This window comes from Pseudomonas sp. IC_126 (genome assembly GCF_004331835.1).
Classification (GTDB): Bacteria; Pseudomonadota; Gammaproteobacteria; order Pseudomonadales; family Pseudomonadaceae; genus Stutzerimonas.
This window is the reverse complement of record NZ_SJSS01000002.1, coordinates 1,070,269-1,085,972: the sequence shown is the minus strand read 5'-3', so window position 1 is coordinate 1,085,972 and position 15,704 is coordinate 1,070,269. Positions and strand designations below refer to the sequence as shown.

The window sequence follows — 15,704 nt, the reverse complement described above, 5'->3', positions numbered from 1 at the left end:
CTGCGCAGCAAAGCTGCTGTTATCATGGCGGCATTTCCTACTGGACCAGCCCCATGTCTGATATTTCCGATCTCGACGGCTTCGAGGAAAAAAGCAAAACCCAGGTCAAGCGCGAGCTTCATGCTCTGCAGGAGCTGGGTGAACGCCTCGCCACACTCAAGCCCGACGTGCTGGATCGCCTTCCTCTCACCGATGCGCTGCGCAAGGCGCTGGCCGATGCGCCCAAGCACACGGCAAACATCGCGCGTAAACGCCACCTGCAATACATCGGCAAGCTGATGCGCGACCAGGATATCGAAGGCATCCTGGCCCTCGTCGACCAGCTCGACGCCTCCACTCGCCAGTACAACGAGCGCTTCCACGCCCTGGAACGCTGGCGCGATCGCCTGATCGCCGGCAACGATGAAACCCTCGAAGCCTTCGTCACCGAATATCCCGAAACCGACCGCCAGCAACTGCGCAGCCTGATCCGCCATGCTCAGCACGAAGCGGCGCGAAACAAGCCGCCAGCGGCCAGTCGCAAGATCTTTAAGTACATCCGCGACCTCGATGAAACCAAGCGCGGTTTGAAATAAGCTGCCTTGAAGCCTGAAGCTGAAGTGATCTGGACTGGCTTTCAGCTTCGGGCCTCAGCTTCAAGCTCCCGTTCCCCCCACCGTAATCCCGTCGATCTTCAGTGTCGGCTGTCCGACACCCACCGGCACCGATTGGCCGTCCTTGCCGCAGGTGCCGACACCGCTGTCCAGTTCCAGGTCGGTACCGACCATCGACACCTTGTTCATCACGTCCGGACCGTTGCCGATCAGAGTCGCCCCCTTCACCGGCGCGGTGATCTTGCCGTCCTCGATCAGATAGGCCTCGCTGGTCGAGAACACGAATTTTCCACTGGTAATATCCACCTGCCCGCCGCCGAGACTCGCACAGTAGATGCCCTTCTTCACCGAGCGGATGATCTCTTCCGGGTCGCTTTCGCCGGCCAGCATGTAGGTGTTGGTCATCCGTGGCATCGGGAGGTGCGCGTAGGACTCACGCCGTCCATTACCCGTAGGCGCAACGCCCATCAAACGCGCGTTGAGCTTGTCCTGGATGTAGCCCTTGAGAATGCCGTTTTCGATTAGCGTTGTGCACTGAGTGGGCGTGCCTTCGTCGTCGACGCTAAGCGAGCCCCGGCGGTTGGCGAGGGTGCCGTCATCGACGATGGTGCACAGTTTGGAGGCGACCTGCTGGCCGATCCGGCCGCTGTAGGCCGAGCTGCCCTTGCGATTGAAATCGCCTTCCAGGCCATGCCCCACCGCCTCGTGCAGCAACACGCCGGACCAGCCCGGCCCAAGCACGACAGGCAGGGTGCCGGCCGGCGCCGCCACGGCCTCGAGATTCACCAGCGCCTGCCGTAGTGCTTCACGCGCATAGCCCATCGCGCGGTCTTCGCTGAGAAAGTAGTCATAGCCGGTACGTCCACCGCCGCCCTGCCCGCCGCGCTCGCGACGTCCGTTCTGCTCGACGATAACGCTGACGTTGAAGCGCACCAGCGGGCGAATGTCGGCAGCCATGCCGCCGTCCAGCCCCGTCACCAGCACATGCTCCCAAACACCGGCCAGGCTCACCGTCACCTGTTTGATGCGCGGGTCCAGCGCCCGCGTGGCGACGTCGATGCGCTTGAGCAGCTCGACCTTTTCCGCCCGGCCGAGCCCATCCAGCGGATTGTCCTGAACGTATAACGGTGCAAAGGCCGCCTTCGACAGCACCTCGACACTGCCCTGCTGGCCACTGCGAGAAATCGAGCGGGCCGCTTCGGCTGCCTGGCGCAGCGCATCGGCTGTGATCGCGTTGCTGTAGGCGAAGCCGGTCTTTTCTCCGGACAATGCGCGGACGCCCACGCCCTGCTCGATGTGGAAACTGCCTTCCTTGACGATGCCATCTTCTAACACCCAGGACTCGGTCACCTGGTCCTGAAAATACAGGTCCGCAGCATCGATGCCGGGGCCGGCCAGTTCGCCAAGCAAGCCCGGCAAATCATCTAGCCCCAGCCCACCCGGTGTCAGCAGTCGCTCGGTGACGGGTAACAACAGTTCACTCATATCTACTCCAAAGTGCCCGAGGCAATACGGGGCGCGCAAAATCGGCGATGGTTCAGCACCGGCATACGCTGGCGCATCGCAGCCTGTTCGTCGGCATCACGCTTGGCGATCAATGCCGCTTCGCCAGTGGCCTGCTCGCTCAACACGCGTCCCCAGAAATCCACGATAGACGAATGCCCGTGGGTCATTCGTCCGCCAGGGTGTTCGCCACCCTGGGCTGCGGCCAGCATATAGCATTGCGTCTCGATGGCCCGCGTGCGTATCAACATCTCCCAATGAGCCTGACCGGTCACCCCGGTAAAGGCCGAAGGGGCGCTGATCAACTCGGCGCCGGCCAGACGTAACGCCGAGTACAGCTCGGCAAAACGCAGGTCATAGCAGACGGTCATTCCCAGCCGGCCCACCGGCGTATCGACTACCACCAGCCGATCACCCTCTGCATAGTCGTCCGACTCACGGTAGCGGCCCCGCGCATCGCTGACATCGACATCGAACAGATGCAGCTTGTCGTATCGCGCAACGCGCTGACCCTGGTCGTCGACGAGCAGCGAACAGGCCCTGGCTTTCGCCTGCGGCTGTTCATCCGGCGGCAGCGGCAACGTGCCGGCGACTATCCATAACCTGAGGTCACGTGCGGTCTGTTTCAACCACGGCAGTATCGGGCCGGCACCGTCGGCTTCGGCCCTTCCGACTGCGGGTAGATCGGTGCGCCCCATGGCGGCGAAATTTTCCGGCAGCACCGCAAGCTTTGCTCCAGCCTCGGCAGCCTGTTCCAGCAACCGTCTGGCAGTGGCGAGATTCGCCTGGATATCGGCCTGACTGGTCATCTGGATCACGGCAAGGGTCATGGACATACTCTGGATTGGTCGCGCTGAAGAAGGCTCAGTTGGGCTTTTCGAAGGGTTTGTCGAAGGTGATCTTCGGCGCCTGCCACGAGCCCTCGACCTTGTACTGAACGCTGGCGAAGCGGGCGACCTTGTCGCCCAACAGCTTATCGACGACGAACAGAGCACCGCCGATGGCCGGCGCGCCGACGATCAGCGCCGCCAGCGGCAGGTTGTTGCTGACCGGGAGCGTCACCAGCAGCCTGGCGTCGATCTGATCATTGACCAGATCCAGCCGGCCATTGAGTTCGAGATTGCTTGACGGCCCGGTAACCGTCAGCGGCTTTGAGGTCGTGTAGATGCCGTCGGTCGCGAGCAGTTCAGCCTCGATCCGATCGTAGCTCAGCCCCTTGCCGAACAGATCGGAGAAATCCAGCCGTAGTCGACGTCCGATCGAGTTGAAATTGAGCAGGCCAAAGATCCGCAGCGCCTGCGCCCCGCCGTCCACTTCGCGGAGCTGCCCGTTGCGCAGTCGGGCGTCGAGCCGGCCGGACAATCGATTCATACCGAAGAATGCCGGCGACCCCGGCCAATTGCCGTCCACGTTCAGACGAAAATCCTCGCTGGTAGTCGAGGGGGCGAAGCCCCAGGCCAGCAACACATCCGCGAGGTTCTCGCCTTCTAGCCGGCCCTTGTACCAGGTTCGTGAATCGTTCCAACCGCCATTGCCGCCGATCCTCAGCCCTTTGAGGTTCAGATCGATATCTGAAAAAGCCACGCCATCGGTGGTGGGTCGCATCTTCAACGACCAGGCGCCCAGCGGCTCCTCGCCGCGCAGTACTTCGGCCACGGCGATATCTATTGCCGGCAGCGCCTTGGGGTCAACGGCGGCCAGCGGATCACGTGGCTGCTCCTGTGGCTCGTTCGGGTCGGCTGCCGGAAGCCGCAAGCGTGAAAGATCCAGCACGATGGGTTCGCCGTCGGTATTCGGCAGGCGGGCGGTCCCAGCGACCGTCTCGCTATTCAGACCCAGCAACCAACCGGTAGAAGCAGGCTGCAGCTCGATACCCAGGTTATCGATTTGCGTGCCAAAGCCTTCAAACACGCCGATGTTGAGTTGAACCGAACGCAGCATCGAAACACCGGCCTCACTCTTCGACGTATCGCCATAGGATTCCAGCAACGCCTGCCATTCCCCTAGGTTCAGCCGTGGCAGGCTGCCTCGCACATGCAAGCCCTGATCAGTACGCATGTTTGCCGCAGCACCGCCCAGTACCAGCTCACCGCCGCCCTCAGCCCAGTTGGTGCCCGGCGCGACGAAGGTCAGCGCCGCCAGCCTGTCGTGCCTGAGCGTGTACTGTTGGCGCTCACCGCCGAATGTCATCCGTAGCGTGGTGTCACGCCGCTCCACGGCAGGCTTGCCGAACGGCGCGGGAAGCGCCAGCACCGCGCCCAGCAGCGAAGAGTCCACCTGCAAATGGCTGCCTTCGCTCCCCAGGAAAAGGTTTAGCCGGAGAGGCAGCTGTCCAGATACCGGCAAGGCTTGTTCGATTTCGCCCCACGCCAGCAGCTGCTGCACCGCCACGGTGCCTGACGCCTCGATTCGCGTGGACGGTTTGCCCGGCTCACCAGTGGCGGTGGCCTTTCCCTGCACTTGACTACCCAGCGTGCGCCCTCGGAACGCTTTAGCACTGAAGCCCCGCTCGCTGTCATAGCGAAACTCGCCCGCCAACGCTTCGAGCTGGAGCTTTGCCTGCGTAATCGACAGCGAAGCATCGGTGCTGGAAAAATCAGCAATCACCTGGGGGCGCCCGCCCCCGCCCAGCGGAATGCCCAATTGCAGCGAGCCACTCAGGGGACCGTCACCGCGCCAGCCGGCGAACAGCTCGGCGGTGCCGATCGGAGCCACCTGCATCACGGTCAGCGCGTCCCGCAGATGGCCGTCCACCCGACCCTGAATATTCAACCGCGGCGGAGCGGCGTGGCCCAGCGGGATGTCTGCCGTGGCGTCACGCACACGACTGTCGAGCATGCGCGCTTCGGCAAGCCGTACCCGCACGCCACTGTTCTCGATCAGTACCTCGCCACGCCCTTCACGCAACACCGGCCAGCCAGGCTGGAAGGCAAGTTCGGCATCCTTCACGTTGAAATACAGGCTAAGGCTGCGGGCGTTATCGTCAGCGCTTTTACCCAACGCTCCCTGATACTGGAAATAACCCTGTTCCACGATACCGCCGCGTATCGCCGTGTTCAGCCATTCGCTCAATGCGGGGCTCAACGCGGGTAAACGGGTCGGCAAGTATTTCTGAGTGTAGCGAGCATCGCCGTCGCTGATGCCGACCCGCAGATCCATATAGTCTTCGACCGCTGGATCCCGCATCAGGCGGATCAGGAAATCGCCGGCGATCCGCCCTTCATCTCCATCGATCTGCAGATAGGGCGCGGCAAGCGTGAACGCTTGCTCGTCGAGCTTCCAGCGCAGGCTGCCGCGGGCGCGAGGGTAATCCCAGCGCTCCGGGAACAACTCAGCTAAATGCAGGCTGAAGTCGTGGTTATCGAAACGCAGCTCACCGCCGGCAAGATCACCCTCTGCCACGCCACTGACATTGCGCGCAGCCGGTATCCACTTATGCGCAGCGATGCTGACCTCATCGAGGTTGGCGGTGAAGGCCAGCCGCTCGGCACCGGGCGCGGCAGGGCGGTAGTCGAGTTGCAGATTGCGCAGCGTTCCGCTGGGAGCCAGGCCGAGCAGGTACTCGGCGGCTACTTCGGGCAGTTCGACTCCGGCATGCACCAGCGCCGCTACCGGCGCGATGGCGATGTGATCGGCCTGCAAGCGCCAGCGATTCTCGGCAATGTTCTGCTGGAGCACCACGGCGGTCTCCCGCCAGCGAGTTTCTTCGAAGGTGAACGCCAGACCATCGAGGTGCAAGCGATAGCCTTCGCTCGCGCGGTCGAGATAAGCATTTATCGCCAGATCCTGAATCTGCACCGGCTCGCGTTGCGATTGGCCTACCTGTAATGCCGGCGCGTTCATTCGGGCCACCGCGCGGGACACGCCCTGGTCACGCCAGTCCAGCCAGATCTCTCCGCCTGCCTGTAGCTGGGCGAGGTTCCAGTTGCCGGTCAGACTCGCCGGTATCCAGGCGGCCCATTCGCTCTGCGGCAGGCTGAGGTAGAGCTCGGCCTCACTGGCGCGCCAGTCATTCGCTGCGACGCGCGCTTGGGCACGCAGGCTCAAGGGTTGACCATCCGGTAACAGCAAGCGGCCGTCCAGGCGCAGCTTTCCGTCCTCGGTGCGCAATTCGAGATAGGCATAGGTCAGGGTCAGTGGCGCTTCGGCATGGGCCTCAAGGGTTATCTGGCTGTCCAGAAGCCGTAAACGCCGAATCTTCTGCAGCTCGGCAAGCAGCTTTTGAGGGTCCATGGGGGTATTGTCGGCGCGCTCGGGCAGGCCATCGACACGCCATTTGCCTTCGGCGCTCTGCACTAGGCTCAGGTGCACGCCGGTGAACTCCACTGCGTTGAAGTGCAACTGACGAGACAGGAGACTCGCGACCACGTCCGGCACCAGCGTCAGTCGATCCAGCCGCACCGCCGCATCGCCCGCGCCCAGAATCACATCCTGCGCCAGCAACTGCGGTGCAAAACCATCCCAGCGGCCTTCCAGCTTTCCGAGCGCCACCGGCATGTCCAGCAACTCACGCGCCTTGTCCTGAACCTCCAAACGGTACTCCGCGACCAACGGAACCAGCTGACGACCGAGACTCACGTAGAGCGCCAGCAGCATCAGGCCGATCGCGCCCAACCAAAGGCAACGACGCAGGAAGACGAGAACCACCGCCAGCAGCCGACTCATACGGATACGCTCCGCTCATCCGAGCCCGGATGGCCAGGCTTGCGTCTAGGGTCTGTTCCCGTTTCGTCGCGGCCGCGACGGAGCCGGTTTTTGCGCGAGACAAGGCCGCGCCCGCTCCCGGCGGGCTTGCGGCATTCACTCCATCCATGGAGATCGCACAAGTCGCGCAGTTTGGTCGTTCCAAATAAGCAACGAGAAACGCCGTATCGCACAAAAACCGGCCCGTCCCTACGGGTTGCGCGGCTCGCAGCGAAACGGCAACAGACCTTATTCAGAGCAACACCACGTCGTACTGTTCCTGGGAATACATGGTCTCGACCTGGAACTTGATCGAGCGTCCGATGAAGCTCTCGAGATCGGCAACGTTTCCCGACTCCTCGTCGAGCAACCGGTCAATGACCTTCTGGTTCGCCAGCACCCGATAGCCTTCGGGCTGATAGGCGCGGGCCTCGCGAAGAATCTCGCGGAAAATCTCGTAGCAGACGGTCTCGGGGGTTTTCAATTTGCCGCGCCCCTGGCAGCACATGCACGGCTCGCACAGCACCTGTTCAAGGCTTTCGCGTGTACGCTTGCGCGTCATCTGCACCAGCCCCAGCTCGGTGATGCCGATGATGTTGGTCTTGGCGTGATCACGTTCGAGCTGCTTTTCCAGCGTGCGCAGGACCTGGCGACGGTGTTCTTCGTCTTCCATGTCGATGAAATCGATGATGATGATCCCGCCAAGATTGCGCAGCCGCAGTTGACGGGCGATGGCGGTGGCGGACTCGAGGTTGGTCTTGAAGATGGTTTCCTCGAGGGTGCGATGGCCGACGAAGGCACCGGTATTCACGTCGATGGTGGTCATTGCCTCGGCAGGATCGATGATCAGATAACCACCGGACTTGAGCATGACCTTGCGCTCGAGCGCCTTCTGGATTTCGTCCTCGACGCTGTACAAATCGAAGATTGGCCGCTCGCCGGGATAATGCTCCAAGTGTTCGCTCAGCTCGGGCATCAGCTCATCGACGAACTGGCTGACCTTCTGAAAATTTTCGCGCGAGTCGATGCGGATCTTTTCGATGCGCGGATTGACCAGATCACGCAGGGTGCGCATGGCCAGCGACAGATCCTCATAAATGACCGAAGGCGCGCCGGCAGTCTTCATCTGCCCATCTATCTGCTGCCACAAGCGGCGCAGGTAGCGAATGTCCATCAGAATTTCATCGCTGCCGGCACCTTCGGCGGCGGTGCGCAGGATGAAGCCGCCGGTCTCTTTGATGCCTTCAGCCGCGACGCACTCGGCGACCACCTGTTTGAGGCGATCACGCTCGGCTTCATCTTCGATGCGCAGGGAAATACCGACATGGCTGGTCTTGGGCATGTAGACCAGGTAGCGCGAAGGTATCGACAGCTGTGTAGTCAGGCGCGCACCCTTGGTGCCGATCGGGTCCTTGGTGACCTGCACGACGAGCGCCTGCCCCTCATGAACCAGCGCGCTGATGGGCTCGACCGCATTGCCTTCCCGGCTGGAAATTTCCGATGCATGGATGAATGCCGCACGCTCCAGACCGATGTCGACGAAGGCCGCCTGCATGCCGGGAAGCACGCGGACCACCTTGCCTTTGTAGATATTGCCGACGATGCCGCGGCGCTGGGTGCGCTCGACATGCACCTCCTGCAGGACACCGTTCTCCACCACCGCCACCCGCGACTCCATGGGGGTGATGTTCATCAGAATTTCTTCGCTCATTGTTGTTCTCGGCCGATGGACAGGTGAACCAGCCGAAGCTGACGAGTTGGCTCGATTCTAACGGCATACGCCTTCAAGCCACAGGGCTGTAGTGGCCTGTGTGGCTAGTTCAATTAGTCAATTTCGGCGCCTGAGGCCCTGATACTGCGTTGCCGCTCCTCACCATAGCCAGCTATGACTCGTCGCAGCGCCTCGTCTCAGAACCTCAGTCGTCCGAACTTGAGGTAATCAACTAGCCGTACAGGCTAGGCGCAGCTTTTAGTCCAGTACTCGATCCCGTGCGTGCCGAGCAGTTGCGCCGTTTCGCATAACGGCAGCCCGACCACGCCCGAGTAGCTGCCCTCCAGCGCGCTGACGAAGACCGCTCCCCAGCCCTGAATGGCGTAGCTGCCCGCTTTGTCCTGCGGCTCGCCGCTGGCCCAATAGGCTTCGGCCTCCTCAGGCCGAATGGTCCGAAAGCGCACCTTGCTGGTGACCAGTCGCACCACGCAACCCGCCGGGCTAGCCAGCGCGACGGCGGTCATCACTTCATGTTCGCGTCCGGACAGCGCCAGCAGCGTTTTCAGCGCATCGGTCTTGTCCGCCGGTTTTCCGAGGATCTGCTGGTCCAGCACGACCGTGGTATCGGCGCCCAGCACACAGGCCGAGGCATCGTCGAGCAGCGCCAGACCAGCCAAGGCTTTCTCCCGGGCCAGACGCTGGACATAGACGTCCGGCGGCTCTGCTGGGACAGGGGTTTCATCGATGGAGACAGAGAGGACGGAAAACGGAACGCCGATCTGCATCAGCAGTTCACGGCGGCGCGGTGAGGCGGAGGCGAGAAACAATGTCGGCATGCCAACTCCTTGGGTATGAGCGAAGCAGATTCGCAGATCCAGTCCATGCTCGGAAGCATCCCGGAACCGTGCACCTGCAGCTCAGTAGACGTTGAAACGCCGACGCGCCCATTGCAGGGCGACGAAGACCCAGGGCCAGAGCAAGGCACTGACCGGCACGGGTATGAGAAACAGAAGCGTCGGCGGGCGATTGCCTGTCAGCGTATTGAGCCACAGCTGCACCAGTTGCCCGATCCCCAGAATCACCATCAACACGAGACTTTGCTGTAGCAAGGGGAACATCCGCAGGCGTTGCTGCAGGCTCAGCACCAGAAAGGTGATCAAGATCAGCGGTAAACCGTTCTGCCCTAGCAAGGTTCCAGACAGCACATCGAGCATCAAGCCGAAGAAGAACGCCGCCGCCATGCCACCACGGTGCGGTAGTGCAATTGCCCAGTAAGCGATGAACATGCCGAGCCAGAGCGGACGCGCCAGCCCGAAGCTCTGCGGCATGGGCGCCACGCTGAGCAGCAGCGCCAGCGCCAGCGATAACCAGATGACCCAGCCATTATTCTGCCGTCCGCTGATCATGGCCGCTCCTCGCCATTCGGCGGTGTTTCGTTCGGCGCGACCGCGGCATCGGGTGTTTGAGCGTCGGATTCAGCCTCGGCGGGTGCGGCCGTCGCTGATTCGCCTGAATCGGCCGCCTCGCGATCCGCCGTCTCCTGCGCCTGCGCTGCGTCGGTAGCACGTTCTTCCGGCGTTCGCGAATCGCTGAAGACCAGCAGCAGATAGCGGCTGCGGTTGAGCATGGCGGTGGGAATGGCGCGGACGATCAGGAAAGGCTGGCCGGAGCCGCGCACCACTTCGGTGACCTGAGCGACCGGATAGCCGCTGGGAAAACGCTGCCCCAGCCCGGAACTGACCAACAGATCGCCTTCCTTGATATCAGCCGTCTCGGCAACGTGGCGCAACTCCAGGTAGTCCGGGCTACCGGTGCCAACCGCAATGGCCCGCAGCCCGTTACGGTTGACCTGCACCGGGATGCTGTGGGTCACGTCCGTCAGCAACAGCACCCTGGCGGCATAGGGCATCACTTCGACGACCTGCCCCATCAAGCCACTGGCGTCGAGCACCGGCTGGCCAAGGAACACGCCGTCACGCTCGCCCTTGTCGATCAGAATGCGGTGCGTGAAAGGATTGGGATCGAGTCCGATCAACTCACCGACGATCACCTTGTCATCGACCAGTGCGGCGGAGTTGAGCAACTCGCGCAACCGCACGTTCTGCTCGGTCAGCGTCGCCAGCTTCTGCAGGCGCCGCTGCATCAACAACGCCTCGGCCTTGAGCTTCTCGTTCTCGGCGACCAGGCTGGTGCTGCTGGTGAGCTGCTCCGTGGCCCGCTGCCAGGTTCGCACTGGCAGATCGGCTAGCCAGTAAAAGGGCGTCAGCACCAGCCCCATCTGGCTGCGCAAGGGTTTGAGCGTCTCGAAGCGTGCATCCACCACCATCAACACGACACAGAGCACGGAAAGCACCAGCAGGCGCACTCCGAGCAGGGGTCCTTTGGCGAATAGTGGTTTGATGGACGGGTCCTCGCAGCTGCAGGCTTCAAACTAAACGCGACAAGCCGAGAGCAGGGCTCACCCCGCTTTCGGCTTGCGCTTGGAGCTTATTGCTTGTGGTTCACTCCGTGGACAAAAGATCCATGGCGTGACGATCCATCATTTCCAGCGCCCGGCCACCGCCACGCGCCACGCAGGTCAGCGGCTCTTCGGCGACGATCACCGGCAGCCCGGTCTCCTGCGCCAGCAGCTTGTCCAGATCGCGCAACAGAGCGCCGCCACCGGTCAGCACCAGGCCGCGCTCGGCAATATCGGAGGCCAGTTCCGGTGGCGATTGCTCCAACGCGCTTTTTACCGCTTGGACGATGGTCGCCAGGGATTCCTGCAGGGCCTCGAGCACCTCGTTGGAGTTGAGCGTGAAGCTGCGCGGCACGCCTTCAGCCAGGTTGCGACCGCGAACGTCGACTTCACGCACATCGGTGCTGGGGAAGGCGGTGCCGATTTCCTGCTTGATGCGTTCGGCAGTGGATTCGCCGATCAGGCTGCCGTAGTTGCGTCGCACGTAAGTGACGATGGATTCGTCGAAACGATCGCCGCCGACACGGACGGATTCGGCGTAGACCACGCCATTGAGAGAGATCAGCGCAATCTCGGTGGTACCGCCGCCGATATCGACGACCATCGAACCGCGCGCTTCGTCGACCGGCAGGCCGGCGCCAATGGCCGCAGCCATTGGTTCTTCGATCAGGAATACTTCACGCGCACCAGCACCGAGAGCCGATTCACGGATCGCACGGCGCTCGACCTGAGTGGATTTGCAAGGAACGCAGATCAGCACGCGTGGGCTGGGCTGCAGGAAGCTGTTCTCGTGAACTTTGTTGATGAAGTACTGCAGCATTTTTTCACAGACGCTGAAGTCCGCGATCACACCGTCTTTCATCGGGCGGATGGCGTTGATGTTGCCGGGGGTACGACCGAGCATGCGTTTGGCGTCGGTACCCACCGCGACGACGCTTTTCTGGTTGCCGTGAGAACGAATGGCAACCACTGACGGCTCGTTCAGGACGATGCCGCGATCGCGCACATAAATAAGGGTATTGGCAGTGCCCAGGTCGATCGACAAATCGCTGGAAAACATGCCACGCAGTTTCTTGAACATGGGAAAAGGGCCCTGGGGCAAACGCGTGGGGAAAAAAGTGCCGCAAACTCTAACAATGGTGCGAACGTAGGGCAAGGCGCGAGTCCGCGCTTGGCGGGCCAGACGTGAGCCAACGCGCGAAAAATGATCGACGCTGCGAAACCCCCAGACCGCCGGCAAGCCGCAGCCGCGCTACCGGCAAGCGCCGTAGACATGTAAGATTGATGGCTTTTCCGGGCTCGAATGCCCACCGCTGCGACTCGCCCCTGCTGCTCTTGCGTCGGTCTTGGCCGACGGAAGGCACGCCCGACTCGCTTCCCGCTGGAGAATCCCGATGGCGCTTGAACGCTCCGAGGTGGAAAAGATCGCTCATCTGGCCCGCCTGGGTCTGAATGAAGACGACCTGCCCCGCACCACCGAGACCCTGAACAACATCCTCGGCCTGATCGACCGCATGCAAGCCGTCGACACCAACGGCATCGAGCCGCTGGCGCACCCGCTGGAAACTAGCCAGCGCCTGCGTGCGGACGAGGTCACAGAACGCAACCAGCGCGACAGCTACCAGGCGATCGCACCGGCCGTGGAAGACGGACTCTATCTGGTCCCGCGGGTGATCGAGTAATGAAGGACGCCGACATGCATCAACTGACTCTCGCCGAAATCGCCCGCGCCCTGGCCGACAAGCGTTTTTCCGCCGAAGAGCTGACTCGCTCGCTGCTCGGGCGCATCCAGACGCTTGACCCGCAACTGAACAGTTTCATCACCGTGACCGAAGAGCAGGCCATTGCCCAGGCTCAGGCGGCCGATGCACGCCGGGCCAATGGTGAGAATGGCGCGCTGCTGGGTGCGCCAATCGGTCACAAGGATCTTTTCTGTACCCAGGGGGTGCGTACCAGCTGCGGATCGAAGATCCTCGACAGCTTCAAGTCCCCCTATGACGCCACCGTTGTCGAGCGGCTCGCCGCTGCCGGTGCAGTCTCGTTGGGCAAGCTGAACATGGATGAATTCGCCATGGGCTCGGCCAACGAATCGAGCTTTTATGGGGCGGTGAAAAACCCTTGGGACCTGACCCGCGTGCCGGGCGGCTCCTCGGGTGGTTCCGCCGCTGCGGTGGCGGCGCGCCTGATACCCGCCGCGACTGGCAGCGACACGGGCGGTTCGATCCGCCAGCCCGCCGCGCTGACCAACCTCACCGGCATCAAGCCCACCTACGGACGCGTCTCGCGCTGGGGCATGATCGCCTACGCCTCCAGTCTCGATCAGGGCGGCCCGCTGGCCCGCACCGCCGAGGACTGCGCGCTGATGCTCGGCGCCATGGCCGGTTTCGACTCGAAGGATTCCACCAGCGTCGACCAGCCGCTGGACGATTACCTTGCCGCGCTTAGCCAGCCGCTCGCCGGCCTGCGTATCGGCCTGCCGAAGGAATACTTCGGCGAAGGCCTCGATCCCAAGATCGCTACTGCGGTGATGGCGGCGGTCGAAGAGCTGAAGAAACTCGGCGCGACGGTGAAGGACATCAGCCTGCCGAACATGCAGCACGCCATCCCTTCCTATTATGTGATCGCGCCCGCCGAAGCCAGCTCCAACCTGTCACGCTTCGATGGCGTGCGTTTCGGTTACCGCTGCGAGAATCCAGCGGACCTCACCGATCTCTACAAGCGGTCGCGCGCCGAAGGTTTCGGTGACGAGGTCAAGCGCCGAATCATGGTTGGCACCTATGCATTGTCCGCCGGCTACTACGATGCCTATTACCTGAAGGCGCAGAAGATCCGTCGCCTGATCAAGAACGACTTCGTCAGCGCCTTCAATGAAGTCGACGTGATTCTCGGCCCGACCACGCCGAACCTGGCCTGGAAGCTCGGCGAAAAGAACGCCGACCCGGTCTCGGCCTATCTGGAAGACATCTACACCATCACCGCCAACCTCGCCGGCATTCCGGGCCTGTCCATGCCGGCCGGTTTCATCGACGGTCTGCCGGTGGGCGTACAGCTTCTGGCGCCCTACTTCCAAGAAGCGCGCCTGCTCAACGTGGCGCACCAGTATCAACAGGTCAGCGACTGGCACCTGCGCGCCCCGGCCGGATTCTGAGGAGATTGAAGATGCAATGGGAAACCGTGATCGGGCTGGAAATTCACGCACAGCTCTCGACCCAATCGAAGATTTTCTCCGGCAGCGCTACCACTTTCGGCGCCGAACCCAACACTCAGGCCAGTCTGGTTGATCTGGGCATGCCCGGCACGCTGCCGGTGCTCAACGCCGAAGCCGTGCGCATGGCCTGCAAATTCGGCCTGGCGATCGATGCCGAGATTGCCGAGAAGAACGTTTTCGCGCGCAAGAACTACTTCTACCCGGACCTCCCCAAGGGCTATCAGACCAGCCAGATGGACCACCCCATCGTCGGCAAGGGCTTTCTCGACATCACCTTGGAAGACGGCACTACCAGGCGCATCGGCATCACCCGTGCGCATCTGGAAGAAGATGCCGGCAAGAGCCTGCACGAAGACTTCCACGGCATGAGCGGCATCGACCTGAACCGCGCCGGCACGCCGCTGCTGGAAATCGTATCCGAGCCGGACATTCGTTCGGCCAAGGAAGCGGTCGCTTATGTGAAAGCCATGCACTCGCTGGTGCGCTACCTGGGCATCTGCGACGGCAACATGGCCGAGGGTTCGCTGCGCTGCGACTGCAACGTCTCGGTACGGCCCAAGGGGCAGGCCGAGTTCGGTACTCGCGCCGAAATCAAGAACGTCAACTCCTTCCGCTTCATCGAAAAGGCCATCAACCACGAGGTGCAGCGCCAGATCGAACTGATCGAGGACGGCGGTAAGGTGGTGCAGGAAACTCGCCTGTACGACCCGAACAAGGACGAGACGCGCTCCATGCGCAGCAAGGAGGAAGCCAACGACTACCGTTACTTCCCCTGCCCCGACCTGCTACCAGTGGTGATCGAGCAGAGCTTTCTCGACGATATCCGTGCCAGCCTGCCGGAACTACCGGTACAGAAGCGCGAGCGCTTCCAGCGCGAATTCGGGCTGTCCGCCTATGACGCCGACGTTCTGGCTGCCAGCCGCGAGCTGGCCGACTACTTCGAGCAGGTCAATGCAACCTGCGGCGATGCCAAGCTGTCCGCCAACTGGGTGATGGGCGAGCTGTCCAGTCTGCTCAACAAGGATGGGCTGGAGATCGACCAGTCGCCGGTATCCGCCGCACAGCTGGGCGGCATGATCGTACGCATCAAGGACGACACCATCAGCGGCAAGATCGCCAAGATGGTGTTCGAGGCGATGGCCTCCGGCGAAGGCTCGGCTGACGAAATCATCGGGAAGAAAGGCCTCAAGCAAGTCACCGACTCCGGCGCCATCGAGGCGATGCTGGACGAGGTGCTGGCGGCTAACGCCGAGCAGGTCGAGCAGTACCGCGCCAGCGACGAAGCCAAGCGCGGCAAAATGTTCGGCTTCTTCGTCGGGCAAGCAATGAAGGCATCGAAAGGCAAGGCCAACCCCGGCCAGGTGAACCAACTGCTCAAACGCAAACTCGAGGGTTGAATCGACGGGGCGGGTCTGTCATCGGGCTCGCCTCGTTTCGCTACTGACCGCAACACACGAAACGTTGAACGGCTGCCCCGCTTGACGCTCAAAGCCTTTCGAGGCCATGAAGCAATCCGCTGGCCGGTATCTGACCGATTCCGCGCAGAAG

At 62.3% G+C, this 15,704-nt stretch carries 12 protein-coding genes; 4 read left to right on the top strand and 8 right to left on the bottom strand.

Annotated elements, in window-relative coordinates; all coding sequences use genetic code 11:
* Nucleotides 1–53: 53 nt before the first annotated feature.
* Entirely contained in the window at nt 54–575 is a 522-nt protein-coding gene (yjgA, locus tag E0D86_RS10295; RefSeq protein WP_131649899.1) for a ribosome biogenesis factor YjgA, read from the top strand.
* Between the two features lie 60 nt (nt 576–635).
* Here the strand turns inward: yjgA and tldD are convergent, their stop codons facing one another.
* The 8 genes from tldD to mreB form a co-directional block, all read right to left on the bottom strand.
* Nucleotides 636–2,078, bottom strand: a complete 1,443-nt coding sequence (tldD, locus tag E0D86_RS10290) for a metalloprotease TldD (protein ID WP_131649898.1) — start codon at nt 2,076–2,078, stop codon at nt 636–638.
* Between the two features lie 2 nt (nt 2,079–2,080).
* The gene (locus tag E0D86_RS10285) at nt 2,081–2,926 is read right to left on the bottom strand and encodes a carbon-nitrogen hydrolase family protein (RefSeq protein WP_131649897.1); all 846 of its coding nucleotides are present in this window, start codon (nt 2,924–2,926) and stop codon (nt 2,081–2,083) included.
* A gap of 34 nt (nt 2,927–2,960) precedes the next feature.
* The gene (locus E0D86_RS10280; protein ID WP_131649896.1) at nt 2,961–6,761 is read right to left on the bottom strand and encodes a YhdP family protein; all 3,801 of its coding nucleotides are present in this window, start codon (nt 6,759–6,761) and stop codon (nt 2,961–2,963) included.
* Between the two features lie 271 nt (nt 6,762–7,032).
* Entirely contained in the window at nt 7,033–8,490 is a 1,458-nt protein-coding gene (gene rng / locus E0D86_RS10275) for a ribonuclease G (RefSeq protein WP_131649895.1), read from the bottom strand.
* Between the two features lie 245 nt (nt 8,491–8,735).
* The gene (locus E0D86_RS10270) at nt 8,736–9,326 is read right to left on the bottom strand and encodes a nucleoside triphosphate pyrophosphatase (protein WP_131649894.1); all 591 of its coding nucleotides are present in this window, start codon (nt 9,324–9,326) and stop codon (nt 8,736–8,738) included.
* Between the two features lie 81 nt (nt 9,327–9,407).
* Nucleotides 9,408–9,896: a rod shape-determining protein MreD gene (gene mreD, locus E0D86_RS10265; RefSeq protein WP_131649893.1), complete on the bottom strand. Its 489-nt coding sequence runs from the start codon at nt 9,894–9,896 to the stop codon at nt 9,408–9,410.
* Nucleotides 9,893–10,864, bottom strand: coding sequence for a rod shape-determining protein MreC (mreC, locus tag E0D86_RS10260; protein WP_218568020.1), 972 nt, complete (start codon nt 10,862–10,864; stop codon nt 9,893–9,895). The genes mreD and mreC overlap by 4 nt, the downstream gene beginning before the upstream one ends.
* A 127-nt stretch (nt 10,865–10,991) precedes the next feature.
* Complete coding sequence (mreB, locus tag E0D86_RS10255) at nt 10,992–12,029, bottom strand: rod shape-determining protein MreB (RefSeq protein ID WP_131649891.1); 1,038 nt, start codon at nt 12,027–12,029, stop codon at nt 10,992–10,994.
* A 313-nt stretch (nt 12,030–12,342) separates the two neighbouring features.
* Here mreB and gatC point away from each other — a divergent pair, with 313 nt between their 5' ends.
* The 3 genes from gatC to gatB are packed head-to-tail and all read left to right on the top strand — an operon-like array spanning nt 12,343 to nt 15,553.
* Nucleotides 12,343–12,630, top strand: coding sequence for an Asp-tRNA(Asn)/Glu-tRNA(Gln) amidotransferase subunit GatC (gene gatC / locus E0D86_RS10250; protein WP_131649890.1), 288 nt, complete (start codon nt 12,343–12,345; stop codon nt 12,628–12,630).
* 14 nt (nt 12,631–12,644) lie between these two features.
* Nucleotides 12,645–14,096: an Asp-tRNA(Asn)/Glu-tRNA(Gln) amidotransferase subunit GatA gene (gatA, locus tag E0D86_RS10245; RefSeq protein WP_131649889.1), complete on the top strand. Its 1,452-nt coding sequence runs from the start codon at nt 12,645–12,647 to the stop codon at nt 14,094–14,096.
* Nucleotides 14,097–14,107: 11 nt separating this feature from the next.
* Entirely contained in the window at nt 14,108–15,553 is a 1,446-nt protein-coding gene (gene gatB / locus E0D86_RS10240; RefSeq protein ID WP_131649888.1) for an Asp-tRNA(Asn)/Glu-tRNA(Gln) amidotransferase subunit GatB, read from the top strand.
* The last annotated feature ends 151 nt before the right edge of the window (nt 15,554–15,704 follow it).

What these genes read in the sequence shown, in the direction of transcription:
- yjgA (WP_131649899.1), top strand. Translation starts at nt 54, where the DNA reads ATGTCTGATATTTCCGATCTCGACGGCTTCGAGGAAAAAAGCAAAACC.
- tldD (WP_131649898.1), bottom strand. Translation starts at nt 2,078, where the DNA reads ATGAGTGAACTGTTGTTACCCGTCACCGAGCGACTGCTGACACCGGGT.
- E0D86_RS10285 (WP_131649897.1), bottom strand. Translation starts at nt 2,926, where the DNA reads ATGACCCTTGCCGTGATCCAGATGACCAGTCAGGCCGATATCCAGGCG.
- E0D86_RS10280 (WP_131649896.1), bottom strand. Translation starts at nt 6,761, where the DNA reads ATGAGTCGGCTGCTGGCGGTGGTTCTCGTCTTCCTGCGTCGTTGCCTT.
- rng (WP_131649895.1), bottom strand. Translation starts at nt 8,490, where the DNA reads ATGAGCGAAGAAATTCTGATGAACATCACCCCCATGGAGTCGCGGGTG.
- E0D86_RS10270 (WP_131649894.1), bottom strand. Translation starts at nt 9,326, where the DNA reads ATGCCGACATTGTTTCTCGCCTCCGCCTCACCGCGCCGCCGTGAACTG.
- mreD (WP_131649893.1), bottom strand. Translation starts at nt 9,896, where the DNA reads ATGATCAGCGGACGGCAGAATAATGGCTGGGTCATCTGGTTATCGCTG.
- mreB (WP_131649891.1), bottom strand. Translation starts at nt 12,029, where the DNA reads ATGTTCAAGAAACTGCGTGGCATGTTTTCCAGCGATTTGTCGATCGAC.
- gatC (WP_131649890.1), top strand. Translation starts at nt 12,343, where the DNA reads ATGGCGCTTGAACGCTCCGAGGTGGAAAAGATCGCTCATCTGGCCCGC.
- gatA (WP_131649889.1), top strand. Translation starts at nt 12,645, where the DNA reads ATGCATCAACTGACTCTCGCCGAAATCGCCCGCGCCCTGGCCGACAAG.
- gatB (WP_131649888.1), top strand. Translation starts at nt 14,108, where the DNA reads ATGCAATGGGAAACCGTGATCGGGCTGGAAATTCACGCACAGCTCTCG.